The sequence below is a fragment of the Neisseria mucosa genome (genome assembly GCA_003028315.1).
Taxonomy (GTDB): Bacteria; Pseudomonadota; Gammaproteobacteria; order Burkholderiales; family Neisseriaceae; genus Neisseria; species Neisseria mucosa.
On the sequence record CP028150.1, the window covers coordinates 1,941,351 to 1,957,556 of the forward strand.

9 protein-coding genes and 6 pseudogenes are annotated in these 16,206 nt (G+C 54.8%); 7 read left to right on the forward strand and 8 right to left on the reverse strand.

Annotated elements, in window-relative coordinates; genetic code table 11:
- Window positions 1-20: 20 nt before the first annotated feature.
- A protein-coding gene (locus NM96_09685; protein AVR79565.1) for an IS5/IS1182 family transposase occupies window positions 21-813 on the forward strand; the annotation gives its coding sequence in 2 pieces (ribosomal slippage) (window positions 21-286 and window positions 285-813; 795 coding nt in all).
- A gap of 6 nt (window positions 814-819) precedes the next feature.
- Here NM96_09685 and NM96_09690 read toward each other — a convergent pair.
- The 3 genes and pseudogenes from NM96_09690 to NM96_09700 form a co-directional block, all read right to left on the reverse strand.
- A pseudogene (locus NM96_09690) lies at window positions 820-960 on the reverse strand (IS5/IS1182 family transposase).
- A gap of 79 nt (window positions 961-1,039) precedes the next feature.
- A pseudogene (locus NM96_09695) lies at window positions 1,040-1,144 on the reverse strand (IS630 family transposase).
- Between the two features lie 202 nt (window positions 1,145-1,346).
- Window positions 1,347-2,975: a glucose-6-phosphate isomerase gene (locus tag NM96_09700; protein ID AVR79566.1), complete on the reverse strand. Its 1,629-nt coding sequence runs from the start codon at window positions 2,973-2,975 to the stop codon at window positions 1,347-1,349.
- 297 nt (window positions 2,976-3,272) lie between these two features.
- Here NM96_09700 and NM96_09705 point away from each other — a divergent pair, with 297 nt between their 5' ends.
- From NM96_09705 to NM96_09725, 5 genes and pseudogenes are all read left to right on the forward strand, one after another.
- A complete protein-coding gene (locus tag NM96_09705; GenBank protein ID AVR79567.1) occupies window positions 3,273-4,310 on the forward strand; it encodes a LacI family DNA-binding transcriptional regulator in 1,038 nt (345 codons plus the stop codon).
- Between the two features lie 219 nt (window positions 4,311-4,529).
- Window positions 4,530-5,861, forward strand: coding sequence for an MFS transporter (locus NM96_09710; protein AVR79568.1), 1,332 nt, complete (start codon window positions 4,530-4,532; stop codon window positions 5,859-5,861).
- Between the two features lie 167 nt (window positions 5,862-6,028).
- Window positions 6,029-8,137, forward strand: a complete 2,109-nt coding sequence (locus NM96_09715) for a TonB-dependent siderophore receptor (protein AVR79569.1) — start codon at window positions 6,029-6,031, stop codon at window positions 8,135-8,137.
- A 328-nt stretch (window positions 8,138-8,465) separates the two neighbouring features.
- The gene (locus NM96_09720; protein AVR79570.1) at window positions 8,466-9,281 is read left to right on the forward strand and encodes an alpha/beta hydrolase; all 816 of its coding nucleotides are present in this window, start codon (window positions 8,466-8,468) and stop codon (window positions 9,279-9,281) included.
- Between the two features lie 202 nt (window positions 9,282-9,483).
- Window positions 9,484-9,603: pseudogene (locus NM96_09725) on the forward strand (superoxide dismutase).
- Window positions 9,604-9,900: 297 nt separating this feature from the next.
- Here NM96_09725 and NM96_09730 read toward each other — a convergent pair.
- Window positions 9,901-11,677 (reverse strand): annotated as a pseudogene (locus NM96_09730) (ABC transporter substrate-binding protein).
- A 94-nt stretch (window positions 11,678-11,771) separates the two neighbouring features.
- A complete protein-coding gene (locus tag NM96_09735) occupies window positions 11,772-13,004 on the reverse strand; it encodes a hypothetical protein (protein AVR80316.1) in 1,233 nt (410 codons plus the stop codon).
- 135 nt (window positions 13,005-13,139) lie between these two features.
- Between NM96_09735 and NM96_09740 the strand changes: the two genes are divergently transcribed.
- The gene (locus tag NM96_09740; GenBank protein ID AVR79571.1) at window positions 13,140-13,742 is read left to right on the forward strand and encodes an NAD(P)H:quinone oxidoreductase; all 603 of its coding nucleotides are present in this window, start codon (window positions 13,140-13,142) and stop codon (window positions 13,740-13,742) included.
- A 115-nt stretch (window positions 13,743-13,857) separates the two neighbouring features.
- Here NM96_09740 and NM96_09745 read toward each other — a convergent pair whose 3' ends face one another.
- The 3 genes and pseudogenes from NM96_09745 to NM96_09755 form a co-directional block, all read right to left on the reverse strand.
- On the reverse strand, window positions 13,858-14,511 hold the full coding sequence (locus tag NM96_09745) for an acetyltransferase (GenBank protein AVR79572.1): 654 nt from the start codon (window positions 14,509-14,511) through the stop codon (window positions 13,858-13,860).
- A 200-nt stretch (window positions 14,512-14,711) separates the two neighbouring features.
- Window positions 14,712-15,656 (reverse strand): annotated as a pseudogene (locus NM96_09750) (glucose/galactose MFS transporter).
- Window positions 15,657-15,758: 102 nt separating this feature from the next.
- Window positions 15,759-16,039: pseudogene (locus tag NM96_09755) on the reverse strand (glucose/galactose MFS transporter).
- Window positions 16,040-16,206: the final 167 nt, after the last annotated feature.

A 16,206-nucleotide genomic window follows, 5' to 3' on the forward strand; every position in this document is an offset into this window, starting at 1 on the left:
CTCTGCTGTAAACTATCGGCATGAACAGAAAAACCTACCCAAGCGATATCAGTCGCGAGCAATTTGCGCCTCTCCTTCCCCTGCTGGAAAGTGCCCGTAAACGCACAGCGCCACGCCAGGTGGACTTGTACGATGTCTTTTGTGCCATTCTCTACCTGCAACGCACTGGCTGCTCCTGGCGCGCTTTGCCGGGCGACTTCCCCAAATGGCGCACCGTGCATTCCTACTTCCAGAGATGGACCGAACCATGCGAGAGTGGCATCAGCATCCTTGAGGAAGCATTAAAAAAATCAGGTAGTTGCGGAGCGCCGCAAGCAGGGGCGCCATGAAGCAACTACTTTCCTGATTATTGATGCGCAGAGTGTGAAGAACACGGATACCGCCATGGAAAAAGGCTACGATGCGGGCAAGAAGGTTAGCGGTATCAAGCGACATATAGCGGTTGACACGCAAGGTTTGCCGCATGCCCTTGCGGTAACGACGGCGGATGTTACGGATAGAAAAGGCTGCCTGGTGGCATTGGAACGTGGGCGGGATAATCTTGGTGCGATACAAAAAATCCTTGCTGACGGTGGTTACACGGGTAAGGCATTTGCTTCGTCGGTACAGGAGTTGATTGGTGCGGAGGTAGAGATTGCCAAACGAAACGAATTGCACCGTTTTGCAGTATTGCCGAAGCGATGGGTAGTAGAGCGCAGCTTTTCCTGGTTGGAAAAGAACAGGCGGCTTTGGAAAAACTGCGAGCGTAAGTTGAGTACCAGTCTGCAAATGGTAGCTTTGGCTTTCTTGGGAGTCCTGCTACGAAGACTATGAACACGCTCTAAGGTAACGGGTTCTTTGACGATTCAGGTATTGTTCGATCGGTTGCCAATCAATCACCTGATCCAACTTCAATAGTGGGAAGCGGTCGATGTGTTTGGCAATCATGGCTTGTGCGGTTTGCTGGAAGAAGGTGCTCATGGAAAATCCCCTAATGGAAAATCCCCTAAATGTCTTGGTGGGAATTTAGGGGATTTTGGGGAATTTTGCAAAAGTCTCAAAGCGTGTTTCTTGACAAGTTAAACGTTGCTGCGGTTTGGCTGATGTTCTTGCATTGTTCGTAATAGTTTAAAGCTTTGTTTCTTAAGTCCGCAGAGTATGCCATGGTTAGAGCTTCAAAGTTGAGTATTGTACTATTTTGTTTTTAATTGACTATACAACCGGGAGCGTTGCAGTTTGAAATTGAAAAAGCTGAGTCCTGTCGCATACAGAATCCAGCTTGCACAGAGCGCCTGAAAAGGCTTTTATGAGTGTCCAAGATTTGGGGGCCAGTTCAGTTTTCAGACGACCTTTTATGTTTGAACTGCCTATCGGTTTTGGCTGGCGCGGTAGAAGGCGATGAGGCCGTTGGTGGAGCTGTCGTGCTGCGGGTTGCCACGTTCGAGTTCGGGTTCGATGGTTTTGGCGAGTTCTTTACCGTATTCGACGCCCCATTGGTCGAAGGGGTTGATGCCCCAAATTGCGCCTTGGACGAAGGTGCGGTGTTCGTATGCCGCCATGAGCATGCCGAGGCGGCGGGGGTCGGTGGCGCTGAGGAGGAGGCTGTTGCTCGGGCGGTTGCCGGGGAATTCTTTTTGCGGGGCGAGGTGTTCGCGTTCGGCTTCGGGCAGGTCGGCAAGTTCGGCGCGGGCTTCTTCGAGGGTTTTGCCTTTCATCAGGGCTTCTGCTTGGGCGAAGGCGTTGGCGACGGTAAAGCGGTGTTGGCGGTTGATGCCGTAGGCGGTGGTCATGGGGACGATGAAGTCGCAGGGGATGAGCCGTGTGCCTTGGTGGAGGAGTTGGAAATAGGCGTGCTGGCAGTTGACACCTTCTTCGCCGAAGACGATGCCGCCTGTGGTGTGGGGGACGGGACGGCCGTCGGCGGTGCGGTTTTTGCCGAGGCTTTCCATGTCGAGCTGGTTGAGCCACGAGGGGAGGTGGCGTAGGTTGTGGCTGTATGGGACGGCGGTTTGTCCGTCGGCGTGCTGGAAGTTGTTGTACCAGATGCTGATGAGCGCCATGAGGACGGGGATGTTGCGGCGGTAGGGGGTCTGGAAGAAGTGGGTGTCCATGGCGTGCGCTCCGGCGAGGAGTTCGCGGAAGCGGTCTGTGCCGACGGCGACCATGACGGGCAGGCCGATGGTCGACCAGACGGAATAGCGTCCGCCGACCCAGTCGAACATGGCGAAGACGTTGTCGGGGGCGATGCCGAAGTTTCGGGCGGCGGCAACGTCGGAGGAGATGGCGCAGAAGTGGCGGTAGATGCCGGATTCGGGCAAACCTGCATCACGATACCAGGCGCGGGCGGCGTAGGCGTTGAGCAGGGTTTCGGGCGTGCGGAAGGATTTGCTGGCGATGCTGAATACGGTGGTCTCGGGTTTGAGGTGGGCGAGTGTGCGGCTGATGTCGGCGTCGTCTGAATTGCTGACGAAGTGGACGCGGATGTTTTGGCGGTAGGCTTTGAGGGCTTCTACGCACATTCTGGGGCCGAGGTCGGAGCCGCCTATACCGATGTGGACGAAGTCGGTGATGGGTTTGTCGGTGATGCCTCTGTGGCTGCCGTTGTTGAGTGATTCGGCGAAGGCGAGGGCGCGGTCGAGTTCGCGGTGGATTTTGGGGAGGATGTTTTCGCCGTCAACGTAAACGGGCGCGGCGTCGGGCGGCAGGCGCAAGGCGGTATGGAGGACGGCGCGGTGTTCGCTGAGGTTGATTTTTTCGCCGTTTTGCATGGCGTGCATCTGTCCGGCTAGGGGCGAGGCTTCGGCAAGGCGGCACAAGAGTTGCAAAGTGTCTTCGCCGAGGCGGTTTTTGCTGTAATCGAAGAGGAGGCCGTCGAGGGTTTCGTGCATATTGCCGAAGCGGTCGGGTTCGGCGGCGAAGCGGTCGCGCAGGTGGAGGTGTTGTGTGTCGAGCCGGTGTTGTTCAAGGGCTTGCCATGCTTCGGTAAATGCGGTCATCGGGTTTCCTTCGGGATTGGGTTCGCTCCGCTCATTTGGCGGGATGTGATTTAGTTATAGATTGTACCGCGGCTGATTGGTTCGCTACTTAATGATTTTTTTGTAGTTTAATGTAGTTTAACAAGACGGCGCGGGTTTGCCGGATACGGGTAAGCAATTTAGTTAAGAATTGTATGCAATATGCAAACGATGTGCTTGATTTTCATCAAAGTTTTTTAAAATTTTCAGTATGACACCGATGTCAGGTGTGATATGCTTCGTAATCAAATGAAACAGGGCTGAGGCGGGAGTCGTAAGATGGCTACAATTTATGATGTTGCTGCTTATGCGGGCGTCTCACCCAAAACGGTCAGCCGCGTCATCAACGGCGATGCGCCGGTCAGCGATAAAACCCGTGCAAAAGTCGAAACAGCGATTGCGGCTTTGGGTTATATCCCGTCTTCGGCGGCGCGGGTGATGCGGTCAAACCGTTCGGACTTGGTCGGACTGATTACCGGCGCCATCTCGCGCACGGGCGAATACGGCGGGGTACACGGTCTGCCGGATATGTTTTTAATCAAAGGCATCCAGCAGAAAATCCGCGAAGCGGGCAAAACGCTGATGATTGCGGATACGGACAACCGCTACGAGCAAATCGACCCTTTGGTCAGGACGTTTATGGAACACCGCGCGGAAGGCATTTTGTATGTAACCGAATCGCACCGCGAAATCGTCCTGCCCGAAATGCCCAACCGCTGCCCGATGGTTTTGGTCAACTGTTTCGACGCAGCGGGTACGCCGTCGGTTTTGCCGGACGACGAGCGCGGGCAATACGATTTGGTACGCAACATCATCCGTCACGGACACCGCCGTATCGCCTACATCACCTTGCAGGCAGGCGCAGAAGCGACGCGGCTGCGTTTGGCGGGCTACCGCCGCGCTTTGGACGAATCGGACATGGTGTTCGATCCTGACTTGGTGCAAACCGGCATCACCGACTTTGCCAACGACAGCGAGCCTTTGATTGCGGCAGTGTTGAAACTGTTGTCACTTGCCGACCCGCCGACGGTCATTTGCTGCGGCAACGACGAAATGGCGGTCCGCGTTTACGGCATTTTGAGGACGCGCGGCGTACGCGTTCCGGAGCAGGTATCGGTGGCAGGGTACGACAACCACAGCGCAATTGCCGAAACCCTGTTCCCGCCGCTGACCAGCACCGAGCTGCCCTATATGCGCATGGGCGCGCTGGCGGCGGAAATCCTGTTCGACATTATCGAGACCAAAGAAACCGTCCGTCCGCCCGTTCGGGTTGTAGGGGAAACGATTTGGCGGCAGTCGGTTACAGCATTGAAGTAAAACATTATTTCAGACGACGTCTGCTTTATGAGGCAGACACAATACGACAACAAAAGGTCGTCTGAAAACACAAACAACGCATCACGCTATCCATTTGCAACGTATCAATACGATACGCCAAAGAATAAAGAAAGCGGCCCAACCGCTTCAACTATGCAGTGTTTCCCGCAGTTTGTTGTTCCATGTTTTCTTCTTACAAAGTCCAGGAGTCGCTTCAAAATGAAGATTTCCCCACAAGTATCGATGACGCTTCGCCAGATTATGCTGATGAACTTCGGCTTCTTCGGCATCCAATACAGCTTCGGTTTGCAGCAAACCGCCATCAACCCGATTTTCAGTTTCTTACATGCCGACCCCGGCCAACTGCCTATTCTGAATATGGCAGGTCCGATTACCGGCTTGCTCGTTCAACCCCTTATCGGTGCCATGAGCGACCGCACCTGGATTCCCGGCTTGGGACGCCGTCGCCCGTATTTCTTAATCGGAGCCATCGGTTGCAGCCTCTGCCTCTTCATCTATCCGCACGTTACCGCATTGTGGGTTGCCGTATTGCTGCTGTGGCTCTTGGACATCAGCAACAACACCGCCATGGAACCCTTCCGCGCCTTCATCGCCGATACCGTCCCCGAACACCAACAATCCACCGGCTTCCTGATGCAGTCCGTGTTCACCGGCTTGGGCATTACCCTTGCCAACGTATCGCTCTACATCTTCCAACAAATCGGCTGGCTGCAACAAACCTCCGAAGCAGGTATCCCCTACTGGGTATTCGGCTCGTTCTATATCGGCGCCGTCTGCTCCATCGGCTCTGTTTTAGTAACCGTATTGTCCACGCCCGAACACGAACCTTCTCCCGAAGAAATGGCGGCAATCAAAGCCCAACCTAGAGGCCCCGTCCACGCCGTCAAAGACATCGGCACAGCCATTAAGGAAATGCCTACTCCACTGTGGCAGCTTGCCTCCGTTTACCTCTTCCAATGGTACGCCCTCTTCATCTACTGGCAATACATCTCCCACAGTATCGTCAAATCCGTCTGGGGTTCGACATCTGCCGACCAGGCTGCCTATGAACAGGCAGTGGCATGGACCGGTTTGGTCAACGGTTTTTACAATGTCGTAACCTTCGTTTCCGCCTTCGGACTGATGTGGATGGCGCGTAAATATGCCGCGAAATATGTCCACGCCTTTGCCGTTATCCTGGCATCGCTCGCCCTCTTAACCATCCCGCACATCACCAATAAATACCTGATGTTCGCCCCGATGATCGGCTTCGGTATCGGCTGGGCAAGTATGATGGGCGTGCCGTTTATGATTGTCGTACACTCCATCCCGAAAGAACGCTACGGCGTGTATATGGGCATCGTCAACATGATGATTGTGATTCCGATGCTGATTGAAACCGTTACCTTCGGTTGGATCTATGACACCTTCCTCGGTGCAAACCCGTCCAACGCCATGACCTTCGCCGGCGTCTTCCTCGCCATCGCCGCCGTACTGACCCTGACCATCAAAACGTCAAACAAACCTTATGGCGTAGAATCGGCAAGCTGATTCAAGCAGTTGCGACAAGGTCGTCTGAAACCCAAATTGAGGTTTTCAGACGACCTTGTCGCATATTCACAAAAGATTGTCGGGAAAACGATAGTTTTTTTCCACAATGTCAGCCATCAAAAATATAAAATACAACAATTCTCATTTGTAAAAGACCGGAGAAATTGATGTTCCGACCCAATCTGACCGCTGCCGCCGTTGTGGCCGCTTTATCTTCCACTGTATTTGCCGCCGAAACGGCCGAGCTGGATACTGTCCATGTGAAGGGGCAGCGTTCGTATAACGCGATTGCCACCGAGAAAAACGGCGATTACAGCTCGTTTGCCGCCACCGTCGGTACAAAAATCCCCGCATCTTTACGCGAGATTCCGCAATCCGTCAGCATCATTACCAACCAGCAGGTAAAAGACCGCAACGTCGATACCTTTGACCAATTGGCGCGCAAAACGCCGGGTCTGCGCGTGTTGAGTAATGACGACGGCCGCTCTTCGGTTTACGCGCGCGGCTACGAATACAGCGAATACAATATCGACGGCCTGCCAGCACAGATGCAGAGTATCAACGGCACGCTGCCCAACCTGTTCGCCTTCGACCGCGTCGAAGTGATGCGCGGCCCGAGCGGCTTGTTCGACAGCAGCGGCGAGATGGGCGGTATTGTGAATTTGGTGCGCAAACGCCCGACCAAAGAGTTTCAAGGTCATGCGGCGGCGGGGTTCGGTACGCACAAACAATATAAAGCCGAAGCCGACGTTTCAGGTCCTCTGAACGCCGACGGCAGCGTGCGCGGCCGTGTGATGGCGCAAACTTCAGGCGCGTCTCCCCGTCCTGCCGAGAAAAACAACCACCACGAAACCTTCTATGCGGCGGCGGATTGGGACATCAACCCCGACACGACTTTGGGCGTAGGCTATCTCTACCAGCAACGCCACCTCGCGCCGTACAACGGTCTGCCCGTCGGCAGCAGCGGCAATTTGCTGTCCCTGCCCAACCACACTTTCGTCGGCGCGGATTGGAACAAATTTAAAATGAACAGCCATGACGTGTTCGCCGATTTGAAACACTATTTTGACGACGGCGGCTACGGCAAAATCGGTATGCGCTATTCCGACCGCGATGCCGACTCCAACTACACCTTCGCCGCCAACAAACTTTCTGCCGACAATAAGGCAAACGTCGTCGGCTTAGGTACGGAAATCAAACAAAAAGCCTTCGCGGTTGACGCAAGCTACAGCCGTCCGTTTGCCTTGGGCAACACCGCAAACGAACTCGTCGTCGGTGCGGACTACAACCGCTTGCGCAGCACCAACGAGCAAGGCCGTGCCGCCGTTGCGCGTAATGTTGCCTTGGGCGATTTCCACTCCGTTCCCTATGTCAACCTGATGCAGAACACCCGTGCCGGCGCGCGCGGTTACAGCCATACCGTCGCTACCGAAAACCTTGACGAATTCGGCATTTACGGCAAATCCGTCTTCCATCCGGTCGACAGACTGTCGCTCATCGGTGGCTGGCGTTTGGGACACTACAAAATCGAAGCGGGCGACGGCGACGAGTTGCACAAAGCCAGCAAAACCAAGTTCACCGGCTATGCAGGCGCGGTTTACGACCTGAACGACAACAACAGCCTCTACCTGAGCATGTCCCAACTCTACACGCCGCAAACCAGCCTCGGCACCGACGGCAACCTGCTTAAAGCGCGCGAAGGCAACCAGTTTGAAGTCGGCTACAAAGGCAACTACATGGACGACCGCCTCAACACCCGCGTCTCCCTCTACCACCTGAAAGACAAAAACGCCGCCGCACCGCTGAACCCGAACAACCGCAACACCCGTTACGCCGCCTTGGGCAAACGCGTGATGGAAGGTGTTGAGACCGAAATCAGCGGCGCGATTACACCGAAATGGCAAATCCACGCAGGTTACAGCTATCTACACAGCCAAATCAAAACCGCCGCCAACGCCCGCGACGACGGCATCTTCCTGCTGATGCCCAAACACAGCGCAAACCTGTGGACAACTTATGAAGTTACGCCCAAGCTGACCCTCGGCGGCGGCGTGAACGCGATGAGCAGCATCTCCTCGGCGGCAGGGCTGCGTGCAGGCGGCTACGCCACCTTCGACGCCATGGCGGCATACCGCTTCACGCCTAAACTGAAGCTGCAAATCAACGCCGACAACATCTTCAACCGCCACTACTACGCCCGCGTCGGCAGCGCAAACACCTTCAACATTCCCGGCTCGGAGCGCAGCCTGATGGCGAACCTCCGCTACGACTTCTAAAAACGGGAAAAGCAAAAGGAAAACAAATCACCGCCAAAAACCAGAAGACCAACACATTACGGAAACAGACCGGACAGGCAGGGCACACCACCTGTCCGGTTTTATCATTTATAGTGGATTAACTTTAAACCAGTACGGCGTTGCCTCGCCTTGCCGTACTATCTGTACTGTCTGCGGCTTCGTCGCCTTGTCCTGATTTAAATTTAATCCACTATATGTTCATGTTTGACATAGAGAAACAGCAGATATAGCCCAAAGGTCGTCTGAAACATCCGACAACCCGATAACACACACACCCCACCCCACCAACACAACCGACAACCCCGCCATGACCTCACGCACCGCACACTGGCAAGCCGCCCGCCTGCTGCAAGCCGAAGAAACCCACATCCGCTCCGAGCACACCGGCCGCAGCTACCGCATCCAAACCGCCGCCATCGGCGACCCGCCCCCGCAAGGCTATCCCGTCCTCCATATCCTCGACGGCGACGCCTTCTTTCCCGCCGCCCTCAGCATGGCGCAATCCCTGCTCATCAACCCCATGACCCGAAGCCGCGCCGCCTGCCTCATCGTCAGCATCGGCTACCCCAACGGCGAAGTCCGCGACCTGACCCAACGCGCCCTCGACTACACCCCGCCCCTGCCCGAAACCGCCACTGAAGCAGACCGCCGCCAGTACGGACAAGCCGACCGCTTCGCCGCCTTCCTCGACCACGAACTCGCCCCGGCCCTTGCCGCCAAATACCCCGTCAACCCCAAAGAACAAGCCCTGTTCGGACACTCCTTCGGCGCATTGTTCGGACTCTATTCCCTCTTCACCGCCCCCGACCGCTTCAAACACAACCTGCTCGCCTCCCCCTCCGTCTGGTGGCACAACCGCCGCGTCCTCGACTTCCTCCCGTCCGCCCTTCCCGCCGACACCGCCGTCCGCATCAGCGTCGGCGAACACGAAGGCCGCAGCAACCGCCCCGAACAAATCGGCAGGGAAATGGTCGCCCAAGCCAAACTGCTTGCCGGCACCCTCCAACACCTCGGCGCAGACGCAAAATTCACCCTCTACCCCAACGCCAACCACGGCAACACCCCCTTCTACGCCCTCCCCGACCACATCGAATACCTCCGCCAAGCGTGGCAGAAGAAATAAACCGGCAGAAACGACAAGCCGTATGCCCAGCAAACAGGAATACGGCTTGAGTGGTGGCGGTTGGGGATTTTCAGACGACCTTGGATTCAATTTTTTATGCAATCAACGCAGGTTTTATTCAATTAAATTGGAAATCCAACCCGTAGCGTGGGCTGCGCCCACGAAATCCGCTATCTAAAAATCCAAATCAGACAACAGCCAAATGGGCATCCATTTTGGCTTTCATCTCGTGGGCAAAGCCCACGCTACTCGTTGTGGCAACGACAACCTGTCCCTTCCTCCGTCTGGCGGGGGAAGGTTAGGATGGGGGTGGCTTTATGGGTCTAGGTCAAATAAATTCGTACAACCCGTAGAGCCACCCTCTCCCCAGTCCTCTCCCGCCGGACGGGAGAGGGAGTAGGTTGCAGGTAAAAATAAGGTCGTCTGAAAACTTTGAGATTTGAGTTTTAGAAAAACTCGTTCACGCTCGTTTTCAGATGACCTCGTTTATTCAATCAATACAGGCTTGGGACTCAAGTAGCGTGGGCTTCGCCCACGAAATCTATCATTCAATAATCCAAGACAACAGTCGAACCTGCTTTCATCTCGCGGGCAAAGTCCACGCTACGGATTGCCCCTCCTATTTCCACCACCCGCTACTCAGCGAAAAAAATACCGGGTCGTAATATTTCGGCAGTTGTTGCGGGATGCCGAGGTTGTTGCGGTAAACGACGCGGTAGCGGTCGGCGTACCAGGCGGGGACGATGATGTATTGGTGGCGGATGGTGCGGTCTAGTGCCCGGGAGGTGGTTTTCAGCTCTTCGCGGTTGGTAAAGCTGCCGAAATGTTTGAGCAGCTTTTCGACTTCGGGGCGGCACACGCCGGCGAGGTTTCGGCTGCCGGGGATTTTGGCGGCTTCGCAGCCGAAATAATCGTATTGTTCGTTGCCGGGGCTTTCGCTGTTGGCATAGACGGTAATGGTCATGTCGAAGTCGAAATCGTTGAGCCGCCTTTGGTATAAGGCGGGGTCGGTAACGCGGATGTTCATGGTTACGCCGATTTTGGCGAGGTCGCGTTGCCATTTGGCGGTAATGCGTTCGTAGGTTTTGGAGGCGGTCAGGAACTCAAAGGTCAGGGGTTTGCCTTGGCTGTCGGTCAGTTTGCCGTTTTTATAGCGGTAGCCTGCTTTTTCCAAGAGTGCGCGGGCTTTGAGCAGGTTGGGGCGTATGCCTGTTTTCGGGTCGGTTTGAGGCGGCTCGGGGACGGGTTGGTTCAGGACGGCGGGATCGAGGGTGTTGCCGAGGGACTGGAGCAGTTTCAGTTCCGCGCCTTTGCGGTTTGCCTGTCGCCGCCATCTCGCTGTTGGTGAAGAAGCTGTTGCTGCGGCGGTATGCGCCGTAGAAAATGCGCGCGTTGATGCTTTCAAAGTCGAAACTCTCGACCATCGCCTGCCGCACGAGGATGTTGTTGAACGGGGCGCGGCGCAGGTTCATGACGAAGCCCTGCATGCCGGCATCGCTTTTCTGTATCCATTCGTGTTTGCCCATGCCGCGTTTGGCGAGCATTTCGTCGGAATAGCCCCGCGCCCAGTTTCGGGCGACATTTTCGTAAACGAAGTCGTATTGTCCGGCTTTGAGGCCTTCGAGGCGGACGCTGTTGTCTTTGAAATATTTGAAGCGGACGGTGTCGAAGTTATATCTGCCTTTGCGGGTCGGGAGGTTTTGCGCCCAGTAGTTTTTGTCGCGCGCGTATTCGCTCATGCGCCCGATGTCTGCTTTGACGAAACGGTAGGGGCCGGAGCCGATGGGCATTTTGTTTGCGCCTTTTTCCAGCCCTTCGGGATAGCTTTTATGAGAAAACACAGGCAGTTGACCTAATGCCATGTGTAATTCGGCATTGCGCTGTTTGAAGCGGAAAACGACTGTCCTGTCGTCGGGTGTTTCGACTTTGGCAACGTCGCTCCAGTATATGCGGTAGAAGGGATTGGCAGCTTTGTCTTGGGTGAGCAGGCGGAAGGAGGCGGCTACGTCTTTGGCAAGGACGGGATCGCCGTTGTGGAATTTGGCTTTCGGGTTAAGCCTGAATGTTGCCGACAGCCCGTCTTCGGCAAGTGAGAAGTCTTCCGCCAGCAGCCCGTACATGGAGAAAGGTTCGTCCCAACTGTTGTCCGTAAGCATGTCCACGGTCAGCATGAGGACGCCGACTTCTTTGTCGCCTTTGAGGGTGAACGGATTGAACGTATCGAAGCCGCCCTGTATCGGCAGGGAAAACACGCCGCCTTTTGGCGCGTCGGGATTGACGTATTCGTAGGCGCGAAAGTTGGCGGGATATTTCGGCTCCTGCCCCAAACCCAAACCGTATGCGGCAAAAGCGGTGGCAGAGGAGAAGGAAAGCAGAAGGAGGACGAGGGGTTTCATAAAGTTCCAAACCGAACGGGACGATGAAGCCCGATTATAGCAAAAGGTCGTCTGAAAACGGTTTTCAGACGACCTTTTGTGTATTTCAAAATCCTCAAGAAGACTGCTGCCGGTTTTTAGCCTGCGCGTCAAACTCTGCCAGCGTCATGTTCAAAGTCTGCAAACACGGCGTCATCACCGCATCGACGGCTTGGTTCACATGATCCCTTTCCACAGGCGACGGGCGGTAAACGAAGAGCTTGAAGAGTTCGCTCAACTCAATCGAATCCGCCCCCGTTTTCAACACCCAGCCCTGACGGCCGTTGTAGATATAGCCGTGCCGCGCCAGCTTTTCCAAAAGCTCGCCCAACTCATCGTAGCCCATATTGATATGTCGTCTGAACTCCTGAACAGGCAAGGCTTTGCCCTCTTTTTGCGCCGCATCCAAAAGCAGCAGGATTTTCAACACATCGTCAAACCGCCCGCGCGAATCGAAGCCCCTGCGGAACGCCTCGCCCTGCCAATAAGACAGCGACGAAGTCAGCACCGCGCCGCCCAACACCAGCGTCCACAGCAAATTCAGCCACACCAAAAAAAACGGTACGGCGGCAAACGCCCCGTAAATCGAGCGGTAGCCGTCGAAATTGCCCATATACCAAGCAAACAGGAAACGCGCCGTCTCCAAGCAAAACGCCGTGACCAAAGCCCCGATAAACGCATGACGCCCAGGCACGAAGCGGTTGGGTACGAAACGGTACAACCCCCACAACAAAAGCGTTGCGAAAAACAGCGTGCCTAAGGTTTGAAGTAACCCCACCACCCATTGCGGCGCAAACGAAGCCAGCGCAGAATCCTGCACCGACCCGACCATAAAAGAAATCCCCACGCCCAAAGACAACGGCCCAAACGTCAGCAACGCCCAATACACCAAAAACTGCATCATCCAAGGCCGCTGCGAATTGACCCGCCAAATCCGGTTGAACGCATTATCAATCGTCCGAATCAGCATCAGCGACGTCACCACCAGCATCACACTGCCGATCGCCGTCAACTTCCCCGCCTGATTGCGGAACGCATTGATATAATCAAACACCATGTCCGCACCCTGCGGCACAATAGTCTGATTGACGAACGAAACAAAAGAATCCGACCAACGATCGAACACAGGAAAAATCGAAGCGACCGCCACCATCACCGTCAATACCGGCACCAAAGCCAGAAGCGTCGTAAACGTCATACTCGCCGCAGCCTGCGGCACACGCTCCTCATCGAAACGCCGGACCACAAACCAAGCAAACGCAAACGCCTTACTGTCCGACAAACCTTGCCACCATTTCAAAAACGGCATAATCTTTCCCGAAAAAATAACGAATTGAAAATAAAAAACAGAAAACGCCCGCAGCACACACCACGTCGTCTGAAAACACAGCTTCAACAGCCAAACACCGATTTTCAACCAACCCCATTGTAACGGAATACCCAAATGAACCCAAATCCCCTCAAAATCCTCGTCCTCTACTACTCCCAAAACGGCAGCACCCTCAACCTCGCCCGCCAAATCGCACGCGGCATCGAAAGCGTCGCAGGCTGCGAAGCCGTATTGCGCACCGTCCCCAAAGTCTCCACCGTCTGCGAAGCCGTCGAAAAAGACATCCCCGACAGCGGCGCCCCCTACGCCACCGCCGAAGACCTCAAAACCTGCGCCGCCCTCGCCCTAGGCAGCCCCACCCGCTTCGGCAACATGGCGGCCGCCATGAAATACTTCATCGACGGCACTATCCCCCTGTGGCTTGGCGCAGAACTCGCCGGCAAACCCGCCACCGTCTTCACCAGCACCTCCTCCCAACACGGCGGACAAGAAACCACCCTCCTCACCATGATGCTCCCCCTCCTGCACCACGGCATGATCATCAGCGGCATCCCCTACACCGAATCCGCCCTCGGCAGCACCCAAAGCGGCGGCACCCCCTACGGCTCATCCCACGTCGCCGGACACGACAGCAAACCCGTCCTGACCGCCGAAGAAAACGACATCGCCTTCGCACAAGGCAAACGGCTGGCAGAACTCGCCGTCAAGTTGGCATAAAGCGGATAGCTTAGCAATCCAATCTGCCAAAAGCCAAAAGGTCGTCTGAAAACCTGATTTCCAAGTTTTCAGACGACCTTTTTATTATTCTCAAGTTCTCGTCATCCCATGTTTTTTACCCATGATTAAACTGCCCTTCGCGCAAAAATGTTGCGGTTTGTTCGGCGGTAATGTGTTTAAACAGCATACCGCTGTGGCTGACGGGCAAGATAACGTGGTCGCGCATATTCGGGCAGCGGGTTTCGCTGACCAAAACCGTACCGTCGTGTTCGCCGTGCAAACCCAATACGCGCCCCAGTCCGAGCGGCTTGTTGCCGGCGATACTGCCCAGTTCGATATGTTCGGGCAAATCGGGCGTACCGCCGTCGAGCGCATCGCGATAAGCGCCGCCAAGTACAGGCGTTTTCAATCCGAGCCGGAATACCCTTTGCGCCGCCCTGCTGCCTTGGTGGGGCGTACCGAAGGTAACGATGCGTCCGGTAATTTTTTCGGGATGGGCGGCGGCAAAGTGGCGCAACACCAACCCGCCCAGACTGTGTCCGGCAAAATGCAGAGGCTCGCCCGTATCGTGTTTTTCAACAAATTCCGCCAATGCCTGCGTGTGCTGCGGCATGGTGTGCCAGACGCTGTAATAACCGAACAGGGCAACGTCAAAGCCCTGCTTTGCCAGCATATCCGCTAAAGGTTTCATCACCCAAGAGTGCATGTGCAGTCCGTGTAATAAGATGATTTTCGACATGAAGACCTCCTGTATTTTTGCCGCCAGCATTATGCCATAAGTCAGTCAGACCGTATTGCGGACGCATTTTGTCTTTTGAAAACGGGTTTAAGCTCCGGTTAAAATCTGTTGCCGTATTTTCAGACGACCTCTGTTGGAACGGATCAGGTTTAAAAGTCCGCCGCAAAGCAAAAAGGTCGTCTGAAAACCTGATTTCCAAGTTTTCAGACGACCTTTTGTTCAAACCATGCTTACTCGTCGGCTTTATAACCTTTGAGGGCAAAGAAGACGATGTAGAGGTAGCACACGGCTGATACGACAAAAGACGACATCAGGCTGTAAGTATCGACCGCCCAACCTTGTACGACCGGAACAATCGCACCGCCGACAATGGCAGTACAGAGTACGCCTGAAGCAGCATTGGTGAATTTACCGAGATTTTTGGTCGCCAGCGAGAAGATGGTCGGGAACATGATGGAGTTGAAGAAGCCGATGGCAAGCAGCGACCACATGGCGACGTCGGCATTGCCTTTACCGGTCATCATGGCGATGATGAGCAGGACAACAGCGATAGTGGCATTGAAGGCAAGGTAGCGGTTGGGCGCGATTTTCGCCATAACTGCCGAGCCGAGGAAGCGTCCGACCATGGCGCCGCCCCAGTAGAACGACAGGTATTGGGCGGCGGAAGCATGATCCATCCCTTTCAGGAAGCCCAAGACATTGACCATCAATGAGCCGATGGATACTTCGGCACCGACGTAGCAGAAAATACCTGCCGCACCGAGGACGAGGTGTTTGTATTGCCACACGCTGCTTTTGCCGTCGTGGTTGTGTTCGCTTTCTTCTTCGGCGATTTTGCGCGCGTCAGGCAGGCGGATCATCTTCACGAAGACGGCGAGGATAATCAACAGACCTGCCAAACCCAAGTAAGGGATTTGAACGGAGGAAATCTGTTCGGCTTTGCTGGCGGTCTGCGTTGCATCTGCCAGAATCAGGAATGCGCCGATTTGCGGGGCAATGGTCGTACCCAGTGAGTTGAACGCCTGCACCAAAGTCAGCGTAGCGGATTCTTTGCCCGGTTTTGCCAACAAGGTTACATACGGGTTGCCTGCAACCTGCAATAGGGTTACGCCTGAAGCAAGAATGAAGAGCGCGCCCAAGAAAGTCGGGTAAGATTGGCTGTCTGCGGCAGGATATAGTGGATTAAATTTAAATCAGGACAAGGCGACGAAGCCGCAGACAGTACAGATAGTACGGCAAGGCGAGGCAACGCCGTACTGGTTTAAAGTTAATCCACTATAAAACAACAAGCATCCGACGGCGGTCAGCAAGAAGCCGCCGATGACGCCGTTTTTATAGCCGATTTTACCGACGAGATGCCCCATCGGAATCGACATGATGGCATAGGCGGTAAAAAACAGAATTGAATTAGCATCGCCTGAACATAAGTCAGCTCGAAAATTTCTTTCAGATGCGGAATCAGGATGTCGTTCATGCAGGTGATGAAACCCATCATGAAGAAGAGCGTGGTCAGGACGACCAGCGCGGAATTATGGTTTTGCTGTGATGGCGCAGACATGATTTGCCTTTCGATTTATTGGAATTGACCGTACAAACAGTTAATATCCGTTAATAACGGGCTGAATCATGCTGGCTTTTGCCATTCTTGCAAACAATGGAAATACGCCGACTACATCGGGTTTCAGCAAGATTCTATCCGATAATGCATTTTTATAGACAGAATCC

Bases quoted from the DNA above. Each gene is read 5' to 3' on its own strand.
- NM96_09700 (AVR79566.1), bottom strand. From the start codon at position 2,975: ATGACCGCATTTACCGAAGCATGGCAAGCCCTTGAACAACACCGGCTC.
- NM96_09705 (AVR79567.1), top strand. From the start codon at position 3,273: ATGGCTACAATTTATGATGTTGCTGCTTATGCGGGCGTCTCACCCAAA.
- NM96_09710 (AVR79568.1), top strand. From the start codon at position 4,530: ATGAAGATTTCCCCACAAGTATCGATGACGCTTCGCCAGATTATGCTG.
- NM96_09715 (AVR79569.1), top strand. From the start codon at position 6,029: ATGTTCCGACCCAATCTGACCGCTGCCGCCGTTGTGGCCGCTTTATCT.
- NM96_09720 (AVR79570.1), top strand. From the start codon at position 8,466: ATGACCTCACGCACCGCACACTGGCAAGCCGCCCGCCTGCTGCAAGCC.
- NM96_09735 (AVR80316.1), bottom strand. From the start codon at position 13,004: ATGCCGTTTTTGAAATGGTGGCAAGGTTTGTCGGACAGTAAGGCGTTT.
- NM96_09740 (AVR79571.1), top strand. From the start codon at position 13,140: ATGAACCCAAATCCCCTCAAAATCCTCGTCCTCTACTACTCCCAAAAC.
- NM96_09745 (AVR79572.1), bottom strand. From the start codon at position 14,511: ATGCTGGCGGCAAAAATACAGGAGGTCTTCATGTCGAAAATCATCTTA.